Annotated in this window: 16 protein-coding genes and 1 pseudogene; 9 read left to right on the forward strand and 8 right to left on the reverse strand. The window is 65.4% G+C overall.

Features of this window, described 5'->3' with window-relative positions; genetic code table 11:
* Positions 1 to 87 precede the first annotated feature (87 nt).
* The 7 genes and pseudogenes from CYD53_RS00435 (at position 88) to ggt (ending at position 9,386) form a co-directional block, all read left to right on the forward strand.
* A complete protein-coding gene (locus tag CYD53_RS00435) occupies positions 88 to 972 on the forward strand; it encodes an alpha/beta hydrolase family protein (protein ID WP_103716188.1) in 885 nt (294 codons plus the stop codon).
* A gap of 30 nt (positions 973 to 1,002) precedes the next feature.
* A complete protein-coding gene (locus tag CYD53_RS00440; protein ID WP_103716189.1) occupies positions 1,003 to 2,550 on the forward strand; it encodes an ABC transporter substrate-binding protein in 1,548 nt (515 codons plus the stop codon).
* 58 nt (positions 2,551 to 2,608) lie between these two features.
* Positions 2,609 to 4,162 carry an ABC transporter substrate-binding protein gene (locus CYD53_RS00445; protein WP_103716190.1) on the forward strand — a complete coding sequence of 518 codons (1,554 nt, stop codon included), beginning with the start codon at positions 2,609 to 2,611 and terminating at the stop codon, positions 4,160 to 4,162.
* A gap of 35 nt (positions 4,163 to 4,197) precedes the next feature.
* Positions 4,198 to 5,142 (forward strand): ABC transporter permease, encoded by a 945-nt coding sequence (locus CYD53_RS00450; RefSeq protein WP_103716191.1) that lies wholly within the window; start codon positions 4,198 to 4,200, stop codon positions 5,140 to 5,142.
* Positions 5,139 to 5,957 carry an ABC transporter permease gene (locus CYD53_RS00455; RefSeq protein WP_103716192.1) on the forward strand — a complete coding sequence of 273 codons (819 nt, stop codon included), beginning with the start codon at positions 5,139 to 5,141 and terminating at the stop codon, positions 5,955 to 5,957. Before CYD53_RS00450 ends, CYD53_RS00455 begins: the two co-directional genes overlap by 4 nt.
* Entirely contained in the window at positions 5,954 to 7,618 is a 1,665-nt protein-coding gene (locus tag CYD53_RS00460; protein ID WP_103716193.1) for an ABC transporter ATP-binding protein, read from the forward strand. Before CYD53_RS00455 ends, CYD53_RS00460 begins: the two co-directional genes overlap by 4 nt.
* A 151-nt stretch (positions 7,619 to 7,769) precedes the next feature.
* Positions 7,770 to 9,386: pseudogene (ggt, locus tag CYD53_RS00465) on the forward strand (gamma-glutamyltransferase).
* A 174-nt stretch (positions 9,387 to 9,560) separates the two neighbouring features.
* Here the strand turns inward: ggt and CYD53_RS00470 are convergent.
* The 7 genes from CYD53_RS00470 to CYD53_RS00500 all read right to left on the reverse strand — a co-directional run bounded on the left by CYD53_RS00470 (position 9,561) and on the right by CYD53_RS00500 (position 16,449).
* A complete protein-coding gene (locus CYD53_RS00470) occupies positions 9,561 to 10,583 on the reverse strand; it encodes an amino acid ABC transporter substrate-binding protein (protein WP_103716194.1) in 1,023 nt (340 codons plus the stop codon).
* A gap of 94 nt (positions 10,584 to 10,677) precedes the next feature.
* Entirely contained in the window at positions 10,678 to 11,862 is a 1,185-nt protein-coding gene (gene metC, locus CYD53_RS00475; protein ID WP_103716195.1) for a cystathionine beta-lyase, read from the reverse strand.
* Between the two features lie 118 nt (positions 11,863 to 11,980).
* Positions 11,981 to 13,138 (reverse strand): amidohydrolase, encoded by a 1,158-nt coding sequence (locus CYD53_RS00480; RefSeq protein WP_103716196.1) that lies wholly within the window; start codon positions 13,136 to 13,138, stop codon positions 11,981 to 11,983.
* Positions 13,139 to 13,180: 42 nt separating this feature from the next.
* Positions 13,181 to 13,837: an ectoine/hydroxyectoine ABC transporter permease subunit EhuD gene (gene ehuD / locus CYD53_RS00485; RefSeq protein ID WP_103716197.1), complete on the reverse strand. Its 657-nt coding sequence runs from the start codon at positions 13,835 to 13,837 to the stop codon at positions 13,181 to 13,183.
* Positions 13,827 to 14,486, reverse strand: a complete 660-nt coding sequence (locus tag CYD53_RS00490) for an amino acid ABC transporter permease (protein ID WP_103716198.1) — start codon at positions 14,484 to 14,486, stop codon at positions 13,827 to 13,829. Before CYD53_RS00490 ends, ehuD begins: the two co-directional genes overlap by 11 nt.
* A 104-nt stretch (positions 14,487 to 14,590) precedes the next feature.
* Complete coding sequence (ehuB, locus tag CYD53_RS00495) at positions 14,591 to 15,454, reverse strand: ectoine/hydroxyectoine ABC transporter substrate-binding protein EhuB (protein ID WP_103716199.1); 864 nt, start codon at positions 15,452 to 15,454, stop codon at positions 14,591 to 14,593.
* A gap of 119 nt (positions 15,455 to 15,573) precedes the next feature.
* Positions 15,574 to 16,449, reverse strand: coding sequence for a LysR substrate-binding domain-containing protein (locus CYD53_RS00500; RefSeq protein WP_103716200.1), 876 nt, complete (start codon positions 16,447 to 16,449; stop codon positions 15,574 to 15,576).
* A 366-nt stretch (positions 16,450 to 16,815) separates the two neighbouring features.
* On the opposite strand from CYD53_RS00500, the gene CYD53_RS00505 reads away from it, so the two are divergent.
* A complete protein-coding gene (locus CYD53_RS00505) occupies positions 16,816 to 17,064 on the forward strand; it encodes a hypothetical protein (RefSeq protein WP_103716201.1) in 249 nt (82 codons plus the stop codon).
* Between the two features lie 130 nt (positions 17,065 to 17,194).
* Positions 17,195 to 17,566: a VanZ family protein gene (locus CYD53_RS00510; protein WP_103716202.1), complete on the forward strand. Its 372-nt coding sequence runs from the start codon at positions 17,195 to 17,197 to the stop codon at positions 17,564 to 17,566.
* Between the two features lie 157 nt (positions 17,567 to 17,723).
* Here the strand turns inward: CYD53_RS00510 and CYD53_RS00515 are convergent, their stop codons facing one another.
* Positions 17,724 to 19,178 carry an undecaprenyl-phosphate glucose phosphotransferase gene (locus tag CYD53_RS00515; RefSeq protein ID WP_181011653.1) on the reverse strand — a complete coding sequence of 485 codons (1,455 nt, stop codon included), beginning with the start codon at positions 19,176 to 19,178 and terminating at the stop codon, positions 17,724 to 17,726.
* Positions 19,179 to 19,317 lie beyond the last annotated feature (139 nt).

Raw genomic sequence — 19,317 nt, forward strand, 5'->3', positions numbered from 1 at the left:
CAGATTTGTCGCATCGGGCCGTTGCGAGCCTCACAATAACATGCGACATAATTGGCGCCAATTATTACGCCAATCGAAAGGCGCGCCATGACCGCTCCCGCAACCGCCTCCTCCCAGCTGGAAGACGCCGCCGCGATCGCCCGCGCGCTCTACGATCTCGGCCCGACGCCGGTGATCGCCTGCAAGGCCGATCCACGCTTCAGCTATTGCCTCTATGTGCCCAAGACGCTGGGGCAGGGTGGCGAGCCGCCGGAGCTCGTCGTCGCCATGCACGGCACCGGGCGCGGCTTCACCGGTTATCGCGACGCCTTCGAGGAATTCGCGCGCTGGAACAACTGCGTCGTGCTGGCGCCGCTGTTTCCGATCGGCGTGCTCGGCGACGATAATCGCGACGGCTTCAAATATATGCGCGAGGGCGAGATCCGTTATGATCACGTCCTGCTCGCCATGGTCGACGAGGTCGCGCAGCGCTATGGCCTGAGCTTCGATCGCTTCGCCCTGTTCGGCTATTCCGGCGGCGGCCATTTCGCCCATCGCTTCCTGTTGCTGCAACCGCAGAAGCTCTGGGCCTGCTCGATCGGCGCTCCGGGCTCGGTGACCTTGCTCGACCCGACGCGCGACTGGTGGGTCGGCACCCGCAACATGGCGCAGCTCTTCGGCGTGGCTCCCGATATCGAGGCGATGCGCCAGGTTCCGGTGCAGATGATCGTCGGTGCGGCCGATCTCGAGACCTGGGAGATCACCCACAAGCAGGGCGGCCGCAACTGGATGCCGGACGCCAACCATGCCGGCGCGACGCGCCCCGAGCGACTGGCGAGCCTGCAGAAATCCTTCGAGGCCGCGGGCGTGTCGGTGCGCTTCGATCTCGTGCCCAACATGGCCCATGACGGACTGAGGGCCGTGCCGCGCGTGCAGGATTTCTTCGCCGATGTGCTGGCCCGCCGACGCGGCGGCGCGGCCAAGGCCGCCTGACGATTGCCGATGGGGCAGGGAGAGAGACAGATGGATTGGAAAGCGACAGCTGCCCTTGCCCTCCTGCTCGGCACCGCCTCCGCAACGGCGCAACAGCCAATCACGGTTGCGCTCAACGCCGACATCCGCTCGACCAATCCCGGCGTCAACCGCGACGACAACACGGACGCGATCGTGCTGCATATGGTCGAGGGGTTGGTCGGCTATCGCGAGAATGGTGCGGTCGCGCCCCTGTTGGCTGAAGCGGTCGAGGTCTCGCCGGATGGCAAGACCTACAGCTTCCGGCTGCGCAAGGGCGTGAAATTCCACAACGGCGCCGAGATGACCTCGGCTGACGTGATGTGGAGCTGGAACCGCTACATGGATCCGAAAACGGATTGGCGTTGCCGCTCCGAATTCGACGGCCGCACCGGGATGAAGGTCGTCGAGGTGGCGGCGCCCGACGCTGCGACCTTCGTCATGACCCTGGATAAGCCGAGCGCACTGTTCCTCGACACGATGGCGCGCACCGACTGCGCCATGGTCGCGATCCTGCACAAGGATTCGGTCAAGGCCGATGGCAGCTGGGACAAGCCCATCGGCACCGGCCCCTTCATGCTGGGCGAATGGAAGCGCGGTGAATCCGTTTCGCTCAAGCGCTTCGACGGCTATGTCTCGCCGCGGGGCGATGGGCGCGATGGTTATGTCGGGCGCAAGCGCGCGCTCGTTCCGGAAGTGCGTGTGCTAGCCATTGCCGACGGCGCCACTGTCAAGGCGGGGCTGATGTCGGGCGCGATCGACGTTGCGGACGTACCCGATTCCGATGTGGCGGAGATGCGGAAGAGCGCCGCGGTTCAGGTCCTGACCGCGCCGAGCGCGACCAAGCCCGCCATCCTGTTCCAGACGCGCGATCCGCTTCTCGGCAACGTCAAGCTGCGCCAGGCGATCGCGGCCGCGCTCGACCTCGACGAGTTGGTCGCGCAGGCCTCCAACGAGCTCGGCAAGACGAATAATTCGGCGATCTACGTGACCTCGCCCTATTACGACGAGGCGCAGAGCAAGCGCTATCAGGCCGACCCGGCCAAGGTGAAGCGCCTCCTGGCTGAGGCCGGCTACAAAGGCCAGCCGATCAAGATCATCGCCAATAAGCGCGCGACCGTGCCGAGCTTCCCGGTCGCGGTCGTGACCCAGGCCATGCTGCAGGCCGCCGGCATCAAGGCGGAGATCGAGGTGCTGGAATGGGCGACGCAACTCGACCGTTACAGCAAGGGCAACTATCAGATGATGTCCTTCAGCTATTCGGCCCGCATCGACCCGGCCCAGAGCTACAACCAATTCAGTGGTCCCAAGGACCAGTTCCCGTCCAAGGCCTGGGATAATCGCCGCGCCGACGAGCTGATCGAGCAGGCGACCCTGATCTCCGACTCGGCCCGGCGCCAGGAGCTCTTCGATGAATTGCACGAGCTGATGCTGGCCGATGCACCCTTGATCTTCCTCTACAACCAGGTCGACACGGCGGTCGTGTCCAAGCGCCTGCGCGGCTTCGCGCCCTGGGTGGCGTCCAAGCCCAGGCTCTGGGAGGTCAGCGTCGCCCCCTGAGCGACGGCACTCCCGGAAGCCGACCAAAAACAGATAACAAAACTGGGGAATTCTCGACATGAACCGTCTGCCCGCCCATCTGATCGGCGCTGCCGTCGCCGCCACGCTTGCTGGCCCTGCGCTGGCGCAGTCGCTCACCGTCTCGGTCGCCGCCGACGTCCGCAGCATCAATCCCGGCGTCAACCGCGACGACAACACCGACGATTTCGTGCTGCAGATGGTCGAGGGCCTCGTCGGCTATGACGAGGGCGGCACGCCCGGCTCCCTGCTCGCAGAAAAGATCGACGTCTCCGCGGACGGCAAGACCTACATCTTCACCCTGCGCAAGGGCGTGAAGTTCCACAACGGCGCGCCCCTGACCTCGGCGGACGTCTTGTGGAGCTGGAACCGCTACATGGATCCGAAGACGGACTGGCGTTGCCTGACCGAATTCGACGGCCGCAACGGGCTCAAGGTCGAGGCGGTGGAAGCTCCCGACGCCAATACCGTGACCATGAAGCTGAATGCGCCCAACGCGCTCTTCCTCGACGCTCTGGCCCGCACCGACTGCGCCATGGCCGCCGTGATCCACAAGGATTCGGTCAAGGCCGACGGCTCCTTCGACAAGCCGATCGGCACCGGCCCGTTCAAGATGGGCGAGTGGAAGCGCAACGAATTCTACACGATGAGCGCCTTCGAGGACTATGCCTCGCCCCGGGCCGACGGCAAGACCGATGGCTATCTCGGCTCCAAGCGCCCGCTGGTGAAGGATGTGAAATTCCTGATCGTGCGCGACCCCGCGACGGTCAAGGCCGGCCTGCTTTCGGGCGCCATCGACATGGGCGGCATCCTCAACAGCGATGTCGATGAGCTGCGCAAGGCGCCGAGCCTGACCGTCCAGGTCGGGACGAATGCCGTGCGCCATGGCCTGCTGATCCAGACGCGTGACCCGCTGCTCAAGAACGTCAAGCTGCGTCAGGCGATCGCCGCCGCGATCGATTATGACGAGCTGGTTTCCGCGGCCTCGGCCGATCTCGCCAAGCCGAACAACTCGCCGCTCTACCCCGGCTCGTCCTATTTCGGTGATGTCGAGAAGCAGGGCTTCAAATACGACCCGACGCGAGCAAAGAAGCTGCTTCAGGAATCCGGCTACAAGGGCGAGACCATCACCATCCTCGCCAATAAGCGCCCGACCGCGGTGAGCTTCCCGCAGGCGGTCGTCGCCCAGGCCATGCTGCAGGCCATCGGCATCAAGGTCGAGATCGAGGTGCTGGAATGGGCGACCCAGCTCGATCGCTACAACAAGGGCAACTACCAAATGCAGGCCTTCTCCTATTCGGCCCGCTTCGACCCAGCCTTGGCCTTCGAGCAGTTCTCCGGCAACAAGGACAAGCAGCCGCGCAAGATCTGGGAGGAGCCGCAGGCGCTGGCCCTGATCGACAAGGCGATGACGGTCGCCGACAAGGCCGAGCGTCAGAAGCTCTTCGACGAATTGCACAAGCGCTATATCGCCGAGGTGCCGATGATCTTCACCTTCAACGGTGTCGAGCCTTATGCCCTGTCCAAGCGCGTCAAGGGCTTCCAGGCTTGGCAGTCCAAGCAGCGCATGTGGGAAGTCACACTCGCCAACTGAGCCATCCCCGACAGTCCTGAACCGGGGAGAGCCCGATGCTGCGTTTTGCACTGACCCGGATCGTGATGGCGATCCCGACCCTGCTGATCGTGGCGGTGTCGGTCTTCGTCCTGATCCGCCTGATACCGGGCGATCCGGCCTCGCTGATGCTGGGCGATCTCGCGACGCCCGCTTCGATTGCTGACCTGCGGGCCCGGCTTGGGCTCGACCAAAGCCTGTTCACGCAGTTCGGCATCTGGTTTAGCCATCTGCTGAAGGGCGATCTCGGCGTCTCGATCAATTCGCAGGAGCCCATCCTGCCGCTGATCCTGTCGCGTTTCTGGGTCAGCGCCCAGATCGTGCTGGTCGCGGTGTTCTTCGCCAGCCTGGTTGCGGTGCCGGCTGGTGTCATCGCCGCCTGGCAGCAGGATTCGACGCTCGATCTCGGCCTCGTCGGCGCTGCGACGCTCCTGCTCTCGATCCCGACCTTCTGGCTCGGCCTGCTGCTGCTGCTGTTCTTCGGCCTCAAGCTCGAATGGCTGCCGGTGGTGGGCTATGTCTCGATCGGCGACGATCCCTGGCGCGGCATCATCTATCTGATCATGCCGATCCTGACGCTGTTCCTGCATGAGATCGGCGTGATCCTGCGCATGGCGCGGGCCTCGACACTCGAGGTGCTGCGGCTCGACTACATCACCCATGCCCGCGCCAAGGGGCTCTCGGAAGGCGCGGTGCTCTGGCGCCACGCCTTCAAGAACGCCTTCGGGCCGACCTGGACGCTGATCGGCCTCGTGCTCGGCAATCTGCTCGGCGGCATCGCGGTCGTCGAAACCGTCTTCACCATTCCAGGCCTTGGCCGGCTCCTGGTCGATTCGATCTTTGCCCGCGACTACCCCGTCATCCAGGGCTGCATGCTCTTCGTCGCCTTCTGTTACGTGCTGGTCAATCTCGTGATCGACCTCTGCTATCCGATCTTCGACCCGAGGGTGACGGCGCAATGAGGCTCCCCGCATTCAATGCGCTGATCGGGGGCGGCCTCATCGGCGGCCTCCTCATCGCCGCCGGCACCGGCGCGCTCTGGACGCCCTATGATCCGCTCAAGCTCTCCTTTCGCGAGAAGCTCGCCGCGCCCAGCGCCGCCCATTGGCTGGGCACCGACGAGTTCGGCCGCGACGTGCTCTCGCGCCTGATGGCGGGCGCCGCCACGAGCGTCTGGATCAGCCTGCTGACGGTCGTGCTCGCCGTGATCTTCGGCACGCTGATCGGGCTGTTCTCAGGCTATGTTCGTGGCTGGGTCGACCGGGTCATCATGGCCTTCAACGACGCGTTGCTGGCCTTCCCCGGCATCCTGCTGGCGCTCGGCCTGCTGGCGGTCGTCGGCGCCAACAAATACGGCATCATCGTCGCGCTCGGCATCGCCTATACCCCATCGGTCGCGCGCATCGTGCGCGGCACGGTCTTGTCGTTGCGCGAGAAGGAGTTCATCGCCGCCTCGCGCGTGATGGGCAATTCGGAGGCCTTCACCATGACCCGCCATATCCTGCCGAACTGCATCGCGCCCCTCACCGTGCTGGCGACCTCGATGTTCGGCTATGTGCTGCTGGCCGAGAGCTCGCTCTCCTTCCTGGGGCTGGGCGTGCCGCCGCCGGCTCCGACCTGGGGCAACATGCTTGCCGGAGCGCGCCCCTATATCGGCCAGGCGATGTGGCTCGGCATCTTTCCCGGCCTGTGCATCTCGCTGACGCTGCTCGGCATCAACCTGCTCGGCGATGCGGTGCGCGACCGGCTCGATCCGCGGATGAGGGGCATGCGATGAGCGCCGGCAATCCCGTGCCCGAGAGCAAGCCCTTGCTCACGGTCTCCAATCTCACGCTCAGGATCGGCGTGTCCGGCAGGACCGTCGTCAACGATGTCGGCTTCTCGGTCTCGCCGGGCGAGATCGTCGGCATCGTCGGGGAATCCGGTTCAGGCAAGACCTTGGCCGCGCGCGCCATCATGGGCTTCGTCCCGCCGGCGGTGAAACTCGTTTCCGGTTCGATCCTGTTCGACGGCGACGAGATCACCACGATGGCGCCCAAACGCCTGCGTGCGGTGCGCGGCGCCAAGGTCGGCATGGTCTTCCAGGAGCCGATGACCTCGCTCAACCCGTCGATGACGATCGGACGGCAGCTCGAAGAGGGCCTTGCGCTTCATCGTGATCTCAATGCCGCCGGCCGGCGGGCGCTGATCCTCGACATGCTCCGGCGCGTCGGCCTCTCCGATCCCGAAGGTGCGCTCCACGCCTTCCCTCACCAGTTCTCCGGCGGCATGCGCCAGCGCATCATGCTGGCCTCGGTGATGCTGCTGAAGCCCGCCTTGCTGCTTGCCGACGAGCCGACGACCGCGCTCGACGCGGTCGTCCAGCGCGACGTCATGGAGCTGATGGTCGACCTGACCAAGGAGAACGGCACGGCTGTCCTGCTGATCTCGCATGATCTCGGCATGGTCGCGCGCTATTGCAGCCGCATCGTCGTGATGAGCCAGGGCGACGTCGTCGAGCAGGGCGCGGCCGACGACATCCTGGCGCGGCCGCAGCATCCCTATACCCGCAAGCTGCTCGCCGCGATGCCGCTGCGCGGCCTGGCCCGCGAGCTCCCGCAGGCGAAGACGCCGATCGTGGCGGTGCACGACCTCGTCGTCGACTATCCAGGCCGTCAGCGTTTCTTCCGCAAATCGGCACCCAAGCGCGCGCTGCACGGCATCTCGCTTGCGGTGCAGCCAGGCGAGGTCGTCGCGGTGGTCGGCGGCTCGGGCTCGGGCAAGACCACGCTCGGCCAGTCCATCGCCGGCCTGGTCAAATCTAGCGGCGGCGAGATCCTGTTCAACGGCAAGCCGATCTTCAAGAGCGAGACGGCCTATTGGGACTACCGGCTGAACTGCCAGATGGTGTTCCAGGATCCGTATTCCTCGCTCGATCCGCGCATGTCGATCGGCGAGCTCGTCATCGAGCCGCTGCGATTGGTGCCGGGCATGGGCGCGGCCGAAAAGAAGGCCCGCGTCGCCGAGGTGCTGACCGAGGTCGGTCTTGCCAACGGTTTCGCCGATCGCTTTCCACATGAGCTCTCCGGCGGGCAGCGCCAGCGCGTCGCGATCGCGCGCGCCGTGGTGCGCCGGCCGAGCTTCGTCATCGCCGACGAGCCGGTCTCGGCGCTCGACGTGACCGTGCGGGCGCAGGTGCTGGAGCTCTTTGCCGAGCTGCAGCGCAAGCACGGCTTCTCCTGCCTGTTCATCAGCCATGATCTCGGAGTGGTCGAGCAGGTCGCCGACCGTGTCGTGGTCATGCAGGAGGGCCGCATCGTCGAGGAGGGCTCGCGCGACCAGATCTTCGACGATCCCAAGCACGCCTATACCCGCAAACTGCTCTCGGCCGTGCCGGCGCTGGAAAGCAGCGGGGATGGCGGGGTGAGGCTGTTCTGGCGCCTGGGCGAGCCGACGTAATTCCTCAACTGGGCGTCGGCGTCATGGTCTGGCTCGACCCGGCCATCTCGGAAACCAGCGTCATCTCGTCATGAGATTCTCGGGTCTCCACTTCGCTCCGCCCGAGGATGACGGTCACCTGAGCGCTATCCCAATGTCAGAGGCCAGTTCGATGAAGAACGGAATGATCGTCTGCCCGCAGCCCGAGGCCGCCGAGGCGGGGGCGGCGGTGCTGGAACGCGGCGGCAATGCGGTCGATGCCGCCATCGCCTGCGCCTTCATGCAGGGCGTGGTCGACCCGCTGATGAGCGGGATCGGCGGCTTCGGCTCGATGCAGCTCTACATGCCCGGTCGCGGCGTCCATCAGATCGTGGAATTCTACGCAAAAGCCTCGCTCTCGGCGACGCCCGAGATGTGGGCCGACAAATTGCTCGGCCAGTCGCGCGACGGCTTCGCCTTCCTGCTCGAGGGTGGCATCAGCGAGTTCGGCCATCTCGCCGTCTGCACGCCGGGCAGCGTCAAGGGCTATGACTACGCGCTGTCGCGCTTCGGCACGATGGACTGGGCCGATGTGATCGCGCCGGCGATCGCGCAGGCGCGGAGCGGCGTGCTGGTGCGCCCGCATATGCACTGGTTCTGGTCGCAGGATCAGAAGGGCTCGGGCCAGGTCAACACTGCCGACAAGCTGCGCTACAGCGAAACCAGCAAGAGCCTGTATTTCCGGCCCGATGGCAGCCTGAAGCGCGTCGGCGATCTGCTCGCCAATCCCGACATGGCCAACACGCTCGAACGTCTCGCCAAGGGCGGGGCGGAGCTGTTCTACAAGGGCGAGCTCGCCGAAGAGATCGCCGCCGACTTCGCGGCACATGGCGGCCTGATCTCGCGCGAGGATCTGGCGGCCTATTAGCTTTCGGTCGCCGAGCCGATCTGGGGTTCCTATCGTGGTCACCGCATCTCCACCAGCCCGCCGCCGGCCAGCGGTATGCTGATGCTGCAGATCCTCAACATGCTGGAGAATTTCGAGATCGGCGCGCTGAGCCATGGCGGCACGGAGCATGTCCGGCTGCTGGCCGAGGCGATGAAGCGCATGACCATCGACAAGGATCAGCATATGGGCGATCCGGCCTATGTCGATGTGCCGGTCGAGCGGTTGATCTCGAAGGAGCATGCCGCCGCCCAGGCCGACAGCATCCGCCGTGGCGAGCGCGCCGATGTGAAGCGGCTGGAGCGCTCCTCCTCGCGCGAGACCACGCATATCTCGGTGGTCGACTGCCAGGGCAACGCGGTCGCGCTGACGCATACGCTGGGCAGCCCGTCGGGCGCGATCACGCCGGGGCTGGGTTTCATGTATAATGGCACGATGAGCCGCTTCGACCCGCGCCCCGGCCGCGCGGGGTCGATCGCACCGGGCAAGCGCCGCTCTTCTTCGGCCGCGCCGACCATCGTCTTCAAGGACGACAGACCCTTCATCGTGATGGGTGCGCCGGGCGGCAGCTATATCGCGCCCGCCATGGCGCAAGGCATCATGAACGTGGTCGATTTCGGCATGTCGATGCTGGAGGCGGTCGCCGCGCCGCGCATCGTCGCAGTCTCGAATTCAATCGACATCTCGAACCGCATCCGCCGCAGCGTCAGTGCTGAACTCGCGGCTCTGGGCTACGACATCAAGCGCTCGGCCCAGAGCTATCCTTTCGCGGCCCTGCACGGCATCAGGATCGATGACGGACGCTGCTCGGGCGGCGCCGACCCGCAGCGCGACGGCATGGCGATCTCGGTCCCGGTGGGTTGATCCGCAGCACGCAGGTTTTTGCGATCGACTGGAGGGACGCAGGCTGCTCGGCGCCTCCGCCCCCCGCAGGGACGGCTGCGCGCCGGGCTTCTGAAACCGTCTCGCAACTAGGCGTGAGAGCAGGATCGATGCGAAAAACCGGTTCCCACTTTTTCGCATCCTGCTCTTGTGCCTTCACCGGAAGGGCGGGCTGTATTGCAGGCCGCCCTGCGTCCACAGGGCGTTGGGGCCGCGCGCCAGGCGCAAGCGGGATTTCTGGCCGAGATGGCGCTCGAAGCTTTCGCCGTAATTGCCGACGGCCGAGATGATGCGCACGACCCAGTCATTGCTCACGCCCATCGCCTCGCCGAATTTGCCGTCCTGCCCGAGGAAGCGCTTGATCTCGGGATTGGTCGACTTCGTCATCTCGGCGAGATTGGCCTTGGTGACGCCGAGCTCCTCGGCGTTGATCAGGGCGAACAGCGTCCAGCGCACCAGGTTGAACCAGACCTCGTCGCCGCTGCGGACCCAGGGGCCGAGCGGCTCCTTCGAGATCACCTCGGGCAGCACGACATGCTCTTCCGGCACGCGGAATTTCAGCATGTTGGCCGAGAGCGCCGAGATGTCGGTGGTGTAGGCGTCGCAACGTCCGGCTTCATAGGCGCGCAAGGCCTCCTCGGAGGTGGCGAAGGCGGTGGGCTCGTATTTCTGGCCGAGCTTGCGGAAATAATCGGCGAGGTTGAGCTCGCTCGTCGTGCCCTGCGCCACGCAGATCGAGGCGCCGCCGAGCTGGCTCGCCGAGGTCACACCGAGCTTCCTCGTCACCATGAAGCCCTGGCCGTCATAATAGTTCACGCCAGTGAAGGTGACGCCCTGGCTGGCGTTTCGCGACAGGGTCCAGGTCGTGGTGCGCGGCAGCACGTCGACCTCGCCGGCCTGCAGCGCGATCAATCGGTCCTTCGAGGTCAGCGGGACATAGGCCGCCTTGTCCGGATCGTTGAAGATGACGGCGGCGAGCGCCCGGCAGATATCGGTGTCGAAACCCTCCCAGCGGCCATTGGCATCCTGCAGCGAGAAGCCGGCGACGCCGGGGCTCGTGCCGCAGATGATCTTGCCGCGCTCGCGGATGGCTTTCAGCGTGTCGGCTGCCAAGGCGGGCATGGCGAAGCTCACGGTGAGCAAGGCCGCGCTCGTCATGCGGAGCAGTATGCGTTTCATTCCAGATCCCCTTCTTGTTGATTTTGGACAAGGCTCTCCCTGCGCGGCGATGCGTTGCCGCCGCGTTCGTTTCTCTCCCGGAGATGGTTTTGGCTCAGGCGACCTTGGCGGCCGCCGGGCGTTCGAGTGCGACGAGCAAGGCGTCGAGGTCGTTCCAGAGATCGTCGGGATCCTCCAGCCCGATGCTGATGCGCAGGACCGTACCCGGATGCGTCCAGGGCTTGACCGTGCGGTCGCCCTTCACTGCCATGGGTGCGATCAGGCTGCGCGTGCCGCCCCAGGACGCGCCGATCGCGAAGACCTTGAGCGCGGTCAGCGCGGCTTCGAGCTCCGCCTCGGCGACCGGCTTGAGCACCACGCTGAAGACGCCAGAGGAGCGGCCCATGTCGCGCTTCCAGAAGTCATGGCCGGGGCAGGACGGCAGTGCTGGATGGAGCACGGTCTCGACCGCCGGAGAATGCGTCAGGCGCCGGGCGAAATCCTCGGAGACGCGGCCCATATGGGCGACGCGCAGACCCATGGTCTCGATGCCGCGAAGCGCCAGCGCGCATTCGTCGGGCGAGACGCCGACGCCGAGCCCGCGCAAGGTCTCCTTGAGTTTTTGCCGCAGCGCCATGTCGGCGACCGTGACCGAGCCGAGCAGCAGGTCGGAATGGCCGCCGACATATTTGGTCAGCGCCTCGCAGGCGAAATCGGCGCCATGCGCCAGCGGCTTGAACAAGAGCGGGGTCGCCCAGGTGTTGTCGCAGCCGACGAGCGCGCCCTTGGCCTTGGCCGCCTTCACAATGGCGGGTACGTCCTGCACCTCCATGGTGCCCGAGCCCGGCGACTCGATCCAGACGAGCTTGGTCCTGCCGTCGATGAGGTCGGCGATGCCGGCGCCGATCAGCGGGTCATAGACGCCGTAGTCGATGCCGCGCGGCTTGAGGTACTCCTCGCAGAAGCTGCGGACGGGCGGATAGACATGGTCCGGGATCAGCACCTTGTCGCCCGGCAGCAGCACCGACAGCATCACGATGGTGACGGCGGCCTGGCCGGAGGGAACGAGAACCGTGCGCACACCGCCATGCAGCTCGGAGAGCTGCGCCTCCAGCGTGCGGGTCGTCGGCGTGCCGTGAAGGCCATAGGTATAGCCGTCGAAGCCGCGATATTTGCGGGCGGCGAAGCTTGCCGCATCGGGGTAGACGATGGTCGAGGCGCGGTGCGTCGCGACGGCGAGGCTGGCATAGCCCTCGTCGGAGACGGCGGGATGGTGAACGCAGCGGGTCAGGTCGTGCATGATGGGCCTCTTTCGATGCGTCAGGTTGACGACCCTGACAGCTCGAGACAATCGAGCCGGGATCATGAGATCATGAGCCTGGCTTATGGTTCGCGGGCTTATGGTCTGCGAGCGAAGCTCAGGCGCCCGGCGCCTCGGTGAGGGCGAGCTTGGCGACATGCGTCAGCCAGCCCACGGCCGCGGGCAGGATCGCGTCGTTGAAGTCGTAGCGCGAGTTGTGCAATTCGCCGCCGGGCCCGGCCGGGCCGTTGCCGATCCAGACATAGGCGCCGGGGCGCTGCTGGAGCAGGAAGGAGAAGTCGTCTCCGGTCGTGCTCGGGCGCAGGTCGCGGCGGACGGCCAGACCTGCCATCCCGGCGGCGGCGACGGAGAGATCGCCCTCGGCCCTGGTGTTGATCGCCGCACGCCCGGTCGAGAGGATCTCGACATCCGTGCGCATGTCATAGGCCTCGGCGATGCCCGAGATGATGCTTCTCATCCGCTTGATCACGGCCTCGCGCACCTCCGGCCGATAGGTCCGCAAGGTGCCGAGCAGTGAGACGCTGGGCGGAATCTGGTTGCTGACGACGCCGCCGCTGACCTGACCGATCGAGAGCACGACGGCGTCGATCGGATCGACATTGCGCGCCACGATGGTCTGGAGCGCGACGATGAGGTGGCCGGCGGCGACGATCGGGTCACGCGTCTGGTGCGGGATCGCGGCATGGCCCGCCAGGCCGTGCAGGGTGACGCTCCAGCGTCCGCCTGCCGCCATCACCGGCCCGTCATGGACGGCGACCGTGCCGGCCTCGAGCCCCGGCCAGTTATGGAAGGTGAAGACGCGCTCCATCGGGAAGCGCTCGAGCAGGCCGTCGGCGAGCATCGCCTTGGCGCCGACGCCGTTTTCCTCCGCCGGCTGGAAGATGAACTGTACCGTGCCTTTCCAGCTCGCATCGCGCGCCAATATGGCGGCTGCCCCGAGCAGGGAGACGGTGTGGCCGTCATGCCCGCAGGCATGCATCACGCCGGGCGTCCTCGAGGCATAGGGAAGGTCGTTCTCTTCCGCGATCGGGAGCGCGTCGATATCGGCGCGCAGACCGACGGAGCGGTTCGAGCCCGGCCGACTCAACGTCGCGACGATGCCGGCGCCGCCGATACCCGCCACGAAGGGAATGCCGAGTGCGGTCAGCTTCTCCTGCACGAAGGCGGCGGTGCCGTGCTCATGCTCGGAGAGCTCCGGCTGCGTGTGAAGATGCCGACGCCATTGCGTCAGCGTCGCGAGAAGTTCGGTGTCCATGGCGGGGCCTCGGATCGGGATGGCGGGGCGTATCGGGGGCTGTCACCGGCCGGGGAGGGCGAGACGCGCCTCGAAGCGGTGAATGAGCCAGGAGAAACTGACGGCGATGGCGAGGAAGATCGCGCCGACGACGGCGAGCGGCTCGCCATAGCGGAAGGTGTCTGAGGCGATATCGAGCGCCGAGCCGAATGATTCCGGCACGGCGATGACCGCGAGATAAGGCGTCGATTTGAAGATCGAGATGAAATAGCTGCCCATCGGCGCGGCGATGTTGCGCAGCATCTGCGGGGCGATGACCAGGATGACGGTCTGGAAGCGGCCAAGCCCGAGCGACTTGGCCGCCTCGAACTGGCCCCGCGCGATGCCGTCGATGCCGGCCTTGAAGACCTCGGCGAGGTAGCCGCAATAATAGATGCTCAATGCGGCGACGCCGACGACCAGAGCCGGCAGCTTGATGCCGTAGACGGGCAGCACGTAGTAGAGGAAATAGAGCTGCACCAGCACCGGCGTCGAGCGGATGAAGTCGATGACGAAGCGCATCGCGTAGCGCATCAGCTTGCTCGAGCGGCGGGCGATCTCGAGGCTGAAGCCCAGCAGCGCCGCGAAGATGCAGCTCAGCAGCGTCACTGCGAGCGTGGTGGTCAGCGCTTTGCCTATGACGGGAATGATCGACAGGGCGAAGCCGAAGTCAAACATCATGGACGAGCTTCCGTCCGGCGCCGACCTTGCGCTCCAGCCAGCGTCCGACCACGGTCGCGGGGTAGCAGATGACGAAATAGGCGACGAGCAGCCCGGTATAGACCTTCACCGGGTCGTAATGGAGCTGCGAGATCTCCTTGGCCCGGAAGGTCATGTCGCTGAGCGTGATCAGCGAGACCAGCGCCGTGCCCTTCACCAGCTGGATGAACTGGTTGATGAAGGTCGGCATCATCGCGAGCAGCGCCTGCGGCAGTTCGATCAGCAGCAGGATCTGCCAGCGCCTGAGGCCGAGCGAGAAGCCGGCCTCGACCTGTCCCTGGTTGAGCGCCTGCAGCGCGGCTCGCACCGCCTGGCTGCCATAGGCGCCGATGTTCAGCCCCAGCACCATCGCGCCGACGGTGAGGCCCGACAGCCGCAAGCCGAAGCCCGGCAGCGTGTAATAGAAGGCGTAGAGCAGGATGATGACCGGCGAGGAGCGCCAGAATTCGATGAGGGCGGTGACGGCGGCATGCGGCCAGCCCCGGGCGCTATACTGCGCGATGCCGGCGATGAAGGCGAAGGGCACGGCGTAGAGCATGCCCAGCAGGGTGACCAGGGCGGTGACCCGGAAGCCTTCGAAAATGCCGGCGAGAACCTCGGCGAATGTCATGATGATGCGCGGATCTCGTCAAAGAGTTGGAGCACCGCTCCTGCGAAAAGCCGGTACCCAGTCTTTCGCGCAGTGCTCTGGGCTGGGCGTCAGTTTTCCTGGCGTCAGCTCTTGGCGCAGAGTTCCGCCGAACTGGCGCGTGGCGGCGCCTCGGCATCGGTGAAGTTGTACTTGTCCATCAGCGCCTTGACCGTGCCGTCGGCCTTCAGCTTGGCGAGCTGCGCGTTGTAGATCGCCTGCAACTCCTTGTCCCTGGGGGCGAACACCACGGCGGTCGCCATCATGTATTCGCTGCCGTCGGGCCGGACATAGCCCTTGAATGGCAGGGCGCGCTCGATGCCGTTCATGCCGCCGGCTTCCATCAATCCCGACACGCTGGGTGCCGACAGGGTCGCGGCATCGACGCGGCCGGCCAGCATGGCGCTGACCACCGCCTCGTTGTTCGGGAAGAGCAGGAGACGGTCCTCGGGCACGCCGGCCGCGAGCGCATTCTTGGCGTTCTCCGTGCCGCGCCCGCCGCCGAGCTTCACCTTCGGATTTTTGACGATATCCTCATAGCTGTGCAGGTTCAGCGGGTTGCCCTTGAGCACGAGCAGCCCGTCGCCGGCCGAGAGATCGGGCTCGCCGAAGAGCACCTGCTGGCAACGCGCCGGGGTGATGGCGACGCCTGACGCGATGATGTCGAAGCGGTTGGCCAGCAGGCCGGGGATCAGCGCACCGAAATCGGCCACCGTGAACTCGATGGCCTTGACGCCGAGCGGGGCCAGAGCCGCGCGCACCAGATCGGGATGATAGCCGATCACATCGCCATTCTTGTCGCGATAGCCCCAGGGTGCACGGTTATGGATGCCGATGGTGATGGTCTTGCCTGCGAGGCTGGATTGCTGGGCTTGTGTCGCACACGGCGCAGCTGCGACGAGGCCGAGCGCCATGACAGCCATCGTGATGCGTTTGGAAAAGAACGGCATGGCATGCTCCCCTATGTCGGCCGTCTGCGACGATAGTGGCCGTTGCCCGGGCGACAATCGCGTCGCGGTAATGAGACGATGCCTGGGACTTATACTTGTTCGGTTCCGGCGCGGTCGCTTCAGCGCGCCGCCATCAGGCAGTCGATGAAATCGCGCACGAGCTGGGACTTAGGGCGGTCGAGCGGCAGGATCAACAGGCTCTTGCTCTGGACCACCGGCTCGAAGGGCCGCAGCACCAGGCGGGTCGAATCTGCTCCTGCGATGGCATAGGGGCTGACGAGGCCGACGCCGACGCCCTCGGCCACCAGCGCGCAGACGGTCGCGGCATAGATCGTCTCGACCACGATATTGGGGGTGACGCCGGCTTCGGTGAAGATCAGGTCGAGGCGCTGCCGGGCTCGATCCTCGGGGACATAGGCGACGAAATCGACGCCATCGAGATCATGGGGACCGATGATGTCCCTCGCTGCCAGGGGATGGCCCTGTGGCATGGCGCAGAGGACGCGCGGCGTGACGAAGGATTGATGCAGCACGCCGGTGACGTCGATCTCGTCCGCCGCCAGCCCGATGTCGAACTCGCCCGAGGCGACGCCGTCGCGCACGTCGCGGGAGGGCAGCACCATCAGCGTGACGCGGATATCGGGATGCACCACGCGGAAACGCTTCACCGCGCGCGGGACAAGCGAGGAACCCAATGCCGAGAGCGAGCCGATGCGCAATTGGCCCGAGCCATGGTCGCGGATGCGCGCGGCGGCCGCACGCAGCGTGTCCATGCCGAGGAAGGAGCGCTCGATATCGGCGTAGAATAATTTGCCTTCGGGCGTCGGAATGATGCGGTTGCGGACGCGGTCGAACAGCGAGAAGCCGATGGCGCGCTCCAGCTCCGCGATGGCGCGGCTGACGGCCGGCTGGGTCAGCCCGATCAGCTCCGCTGCGCGCGAGACGGTGCCGGCCTTCATGACGGCCGAGAAGATTTCGATCTGACGGTAGTTCACGCCAAGCAGCCCGCTAGTGGTTTGATTCCGACATTTGCTCCCCAATCTATATCGAGCTCGGAGCAAATGTCGGAATCACCAAAACCACTAGCAAATCTTTGGTTTTCTAGTGGAACTTATGAATTTGACATTTGCCTCGCGGCCGATATCGGGCGGGTCGCAAATGTCAAATTCGTTCCACTAGTCTCGGCCACCGGGCCGGCCTCTTCAGGCGCTCAGTCTCGCACAAGGCCGCCCGCTTCGCGAGTTGGCGCGTGCGTGGATCGACGGAGAGGTTTCTTCCGGTCTGACGGCAACCGTTCATCTTGGCCTCGATATTGCTGGTCTGGCGCGCCTTCGCGTTCTGTGCCGAATGGAGACGAGTTGATGACGGGAACGGATGGGACGGCTCAGTTCGCCTGCAGAGCGTGCGGCTCGCCCTCGATCGTCCTCCCCGCCGTGCTGGCCGATGAAGCCGTCGTGTCCTGCGGGCGCTGCCAGAGTGCCTTGGGCTCCTGGCTCGGCTACAAATCCTATGTCAGCCGCTCGATCCATGCGGAATATGAGGCGGTTCCGGCGCAGCCCATGATCTGTGTCGATCCGATCATCGCGCCGGCATTGGCGGGGGCGCTGTGATTGCGATCTTGCTTCCGCGATCTGTGGTCGTTAGCGGATAAGTCAGCCGGTCCGGGTAATCTCGGCTGATGGCGGCGTCGATTCGATGATCTGGCCGTGGCCGGCCGAGAATGCTGTGTTGGGGTTGTTCATGCGCGTCTTGAAATCGGCAGCCCTGGTTTGCGCCTGGATCGGGCTTGCCTATCTCGTCTGGGTTTCGGTCATGCCGATCGGATCCAGGCCGCATCTCTTCGACGGGATTCCGGACATCAGCCGCTTCCTCGGCTGGTTCGTCATTACATCGGCCTTCGCGATCGCCTATCCGCGCCGTCTCGGCCGGGTCCTGCTCGCGATGTCGGTCGCGATCGTCATGCTCGAAGCCGCCCAATATCTCGAGGTCACGCGCCATGGCCGGATTCACGACGCCGCGATCAAGGTCGCGGGCGCGGCGGTCGCGGTCGCGTTGGCCCTGGCCTATCTCGCCGTGGCGCGCAAGCGCGCGCTCGTGCAGGAGCGCTCCTGATCGGGCCCAGAGTTCCTAGAGCCTTTCCGCGTTTCTCCGAATCGCGAGAATGCCATAACTCTTTGTTTTATCGCATTTTCTTCACGCAAACCGGTGTCTACTTCGCTCGAAAATGCTCTAGCAGCCTCTCGTTCTGTGAGCCGGCGGGACGCTCTGATCAGCCGGCATTGGCGAAGGCCTTCTTACTGAAGACCGTCCGCAGCAGGATGCCGAGATCGAGCCAGAACGACCAGTTGTCGATGTACCAATGGTCGTAGGCGATGCGCTTGGCCATCTTCTCGTCGGTATCGGTCTCGCCGCGCAGGCCGTTGACCTGCGCCCAGCCGGTGATGCCGGGCTTGACGTTATGGCGGCGCGCATAAAGCGCGATCTTGCGCTGGAACTCGTGGTCATGCGCCAGCGCGTGCGGGCGCGGGCCCACCAGCGACATCTGGCCGGCGACGACATTCAGCAATTGCGGCAATTCGTCGAGATTGTAGCGCCGCAGCACGCGGCCGACGCGCGTGATGCGCGGATCGTTGCGCCGCGCCTGGCGGATGACGTCGCCGTCATCGGTCGTGGTCATGGTGCGGAACTTCAGGATGCGGAAGGTCTGCTGGTTGAAGCCGTAACGACGCTGCAGGAACAGGACAGGGCCCGCTGAATCGAGCCGGATGACGAGGGCGATCAGCAGCAGCAGCGGCAGGGTCAGGAGCAGGATCGTCAGCGCGCCGACCATGTCGAAAATGCGCTTGGCAGTGTTCTCGAGAGCGGACAAGGCCGGCCGCGTCAGACGGAGGCTGGCGAAGGTCCCGGTGCGAACGATATGGGGGTTGTCGAAGCGATCCATGATCCGCTCGGGGGCAAGGTGAATCGCGGCCGGCAGGTTCATGAAGGCGTCGATGCAGGCGTCGATCGCTTCCTGCTTCGACCAGGGCATGGCGATGTAGATCCCGTCCGGCTGCATCGCCCTGCAGCGTGCGACGGCGGCGCCGAGATCGGCTGCGAGCGCATCGGGATTGTCGGTGTCGCAGAGGAAGGCGACGTCGACGATGGCGAAGCCCATGTTCCAGGGCTGGTGCCTGGAGACGAACGACATCACGTCCTGCTCGCGCCCGATCAGGAAAATCCGCTCGGAGGTGATGCGCCCGCTCTTGCTCGCCATCGCGATGCTGCGGGTGATGGATGAGCGCGCCAGCGCGATCAGGAGGGGGGCGGCGAAATAGGTCGCGATGATCACGCCGCGGGAATAGTGATCGATGGTCTTGGCCATGAAGGTGATCGCGATGAAGGCGATCATGGTGATGTTCCAGACTGCGAAGGCCGCCGAAACCTGCCCCTTGGTCGAGAGATAATTGGCGATCTGGTAGCGGCCGCGCAGCAGGTTGCTGAAGACGAAGATGGCCGCCAGCATCATCGCCAGCTCCAGCATGATCCGGGGACTGCCGAAGTCGCCGAAAGCCAGCATATGGTACGCGACCGAGGAGAGGGCGACGATGGCCATGACCACGACGGCGTCGGTCAGCGCGGTGATCAGGCCGATCCAGTGCCGCAAGGGCGAGCTGCGCTCTGGCCTGACGCGCGCTTTCGCGGTTCGCGAGGTCGCGTAGTTCAGATCGTCGACGCTTGCCATCCTGCCCGACTCCACCATGGCGCGGGAGCCCGAAGGACCGTGCTGCATTCGGCGACCCGGATCGGAACACGTGTCCGGCCGGGAACGCTTTCGGCGGTGAAATCGCAAGCGCCATACCGCTGCGGACTGACCCGAAATG

The organism is Allobosea psychrotolerans, from assembly GCF_002917105.1.
GTDB lineage: Bacteria > Pseudomonadota > Alphaproteobacteria > Rhizobiales > Beijerinckiaceae > Allobosea > Allobosea psychrotolerans.

Excerpts from the sequence above, each read along its gene's own strand:
- CYD53_RS00435 (WP_103716188.1), top strand. The coding sequence starts at position 88 with ATGACCGCTCCCGCAACCGCCTCCTCCCAGCTGGAAGACGCCGCCGCG.
- CYD53_RS00440 (WP_103716189.1), top strand. The coding sequence starts at position 1,003 with ATGGATTGGAAAGCGACAGCTGCCCTTGCCCTCCTGCTCGGCACCGCC.
- CYD53_RS00445 (WP_103716190.1), top strand. The coding sequence starts at position 2,609 with ATGAACCGTCTGCCCGCCCATCTGATCGGCGCTGCCGTCGCCGCCACG.
- CYD53_RS00450 (WP_103716191.1), top strand. The coding sequence starts at position 4,198 with ATGCTGCGTTTTGCACTGACCCGGATCGTGATGGCGATCCCGACCCTG.
- CYD53_RS00455 (WP_103716192.1), top strand. The coding sequence starts at position 5,139 with ATGAGGCTCCCCGCATTCAATGCGCTGATCGGGGGCGGCCTCATCGGC.
- CYD53_RS00460 (WP_103716193.1), top strand. The coding sequence starts at position 5,954 with ATGAGCGCCGGCAATCCCGTGCCCGAGAGCAAGCCCTTGCTCACGGTC.
- CYD53_RS00470 (WP_103716194.1), bottom strand. The coding sequence starts at position 10,583 with ATGAAACGCATACTGCTCCGCATGACGAGCGCGGCCTTGCTCACCGTG.
- metC (WP_103716195.1), bottom strand. The coding sequence starts at position 11,862 with ATGCACGACCTGACCCGCTGCGTTCACCATCCCGCCGTCTCCGACGAG.
- CYD53_RS00480 (WP_103716196.1), bottom strand. The coding sequence starts at position 13,138 with ATGGACACCGAACTTCTCGCGACGCTGACGCAATGGCGTCGGCATCTT.
- ehuD (WP_103716197.1), bottom strand. The coding sequence starts at position 13,837 with ATGATGTTTGACTTCGGCTTCGCCCTGTCGATCATTCCCGTCATAGGC.
- CYD53_RS00490 (WP_103716198.1), bottom strand. The coding sequence starts at position 14,486 with ATGACATTCGCCGAGGTTCTCGCCGGCATTTTCGAAGGCTTCCGGGTC.
- ehuB (WP_103716199.1), bottom strand. The coding sequence starts at position 15,454 with ATGCCGTTCTTTTCCAAACGCATCACGATGGCTGTCATGGCGCTCGGC.
- CYD53_RS00505 (WP_103716201.1), top strand. The coding sequence starts at position 16,816 with ATGACGGGAACGGATGGGACGGCTCAGTTCGCCTGCAGAGCGTGCGGC.
- CYD53_RS00510 (WP_103716202.1), top strand. The coding sequence starts at position 17,195 with ATGCGCGTCTTGAAATCGGCAGCCCTGGTTTGCGCCTGGATCGGGCTT.
- CYD53_RS00515 (WP_181011653.1), bottom strand. The coding sequence starts at position 19,178 with ATGGCAAGCGTCGACGATCTGAACTACGCGACCTCGCGAACCGCGAAA.